1 protein-coding gene is annotated in these 903 nt (G+C 71.4%); it reads right to left on the bottom strand.

Going from position 1 to position 903, the window contains the following annotated elements; translation table 11 throughout:
* Positions 1–82: 82 nt before the first annotated feature.
* The gene (phnK, locus tag K9U40_RS23065; RefSeq protein ID WP_282892412.1) at positions 83–895 is read right to left on the bottom strand and encodes a phosphonate C-P lyase system protein PhnK; all 813 of its coding nucleotides are present in this window, start codon (positions 893–895) and stop codon (positions 83–85) included.
* Positions 896–903: the final 8 nt, after the last annotated feature.

The raw sequence follows: 903 nt of genomic DNA, 5'->3' as shown, positions 1-903 counted from the left end.
GGCAGGGAGGGGGCAGGAGCCTCTATGGTGGGCGCGGCGCCGGTGGCGGGCGTCACGGACGCGGCGGACGTGCTGGTCGTGGTCATGCGGCGAGCACCGAGGAGACGAGGAGCTGGGTGTAGGGCTCGCGCGGGTCGTCGAGCACCTGGTCGGTGAGGCCCTGTTCGATCACGCGGCCGGATTTCATCACCATGATGCGGTGGGACAAGAGCCGCGCCACCGCCAGGTCATGGGTGACGATGACCACCGCGAGGCCGAATTCCTCCACCAGCTGGCGGATGAGGTCCAAAAGCCGCGCCTGCACCGACACGTCGAGGCCGCTCGTAGGCTCGTCCATGAACACGAGGCGCGGGCGGGTGACGAGGTTGCGCGCGATCTGGAGCCGTTGGCGCATGCCGCCGGAGAAGGTGCGCGGATCGTCGTCCATGCGCTCGGCGGCGATCTCCACGCGGGTGAGCCAGTCGGCGGCCTCGTCGCGGATGTGGCCGTAGTGGCGCCAGCCCACGGCCATGAGGCGCTCGCCCACATTGCCGCCGGCCGAGACCGCCATGCGCAGGCCCTGCTCCGCATGCTGGCGCACGAAGCCCCAGTCGGTGCGCAGCAGCAGGCGCCGCTCGGCCTCCGTGAGGGCTGCGAGGTCGCGCATCCCGCCGTCGCGCATGCGGTAGGAGACGCGGCCGGCGCTGGGGGCAAGCTCGGTGGAGAGGAGGCCCAGCAGGGTGGACTTGCCGGAGCCCGACTCGCCCACGATGGCGAGCACCTCGCCTTCATGCAAAGTGAGGCCCACGTCGCGGCAGCCGAGGCGGGAGCCGTAATATTTCGCCAGCCCCTCGGCGACGAGGAGGGGGGCGTCGGGGGTGGTGGTGACGGCGGGCGTGGCGGAAGGACCGGTCATGCTTTGCC

This window comes from Xanthobacter autotrophicus, assembly GCF_030015065.1.
GTDB classification, from domain to species: domain Bacteria; phylum Pseudomonadota; class Alphaproteobacteria; order Rhizobiales; family Xanthobacteraceae; genus Xanthobacter; species Xanthobacter autotrophicus_D.
This window is presented reverse-complemented; position numbering and strand designations above follow the sequence as displayed.